This window comes from Pantoea stewartii subsp. stewartii (genome assembly GCF_008801695.1).
Lineage (GTDB): Bacteria > Pseudomonadota > Gammaproteobacteria > Enterobacterales > Enterobacteriaceae > Pantoea > Pantoea stewartii.
This window is the reverse complement of sequence record NZ_VZPF01000275.1, coordinates 1-435: the sequence shown is the minus strand read 5'-3', so window position 1 is coordinate 435 and position 435 is coordinate 1. Positions and strand designations below refer to the sequence as shown.

At 58.2% G+C, this 435-nt stretch carries 1 protein-coding gene; it reads left to right on the top strand.

Annotated elements, in window-relative coordinates; all coding sequences use genetic code 11:
• Positions 1–435: hypothetical protein (locus F7Q90_RS26150; protein ID WP_170283823.1), on the top strand; the 435-nt coding region annotated here is incomplete at both ends.

Sequence of the window (435 nt, the reverse complement as noted above, 5' to 3'; positions counted from 1 at the left end):
TAACGCCGGAAAGCGCCGCCGAATGGCTGGATACTTTCCAGGCAAAAGAACAGGAAGCCACGGAAAAACTGCTTTCTCTGGAACAAAAAATGAGCGTGGCGCAAACCGCGCATAGTCAGTTTGAGCAGGCTTACCAACTGGTTGCGGCGATCAACGGCCCGCTGGCGCGTGGAGAAGCCTGGGACGTGGCGCGCGAGCTGTTGCGGGACGGCGTAAACCAGCGTCACCTGGCGGAACAGGTACAGCCGCTGCGAATGCGCCTGAGCGAGCTGGAACAGCGGCTGCGCGAGCAACAAGAGGCGGAACGTCTGTTGGCGGAGTTCTGTAAACGCCAGGGCAAAAATTTTGATATTGACGAACTGGAAGCGCTGCATCAGGAGCTTGAAGCGCGTATAGCGGCGCTATCAGACAGCGTGGCTAACGCCAGTGAACAGC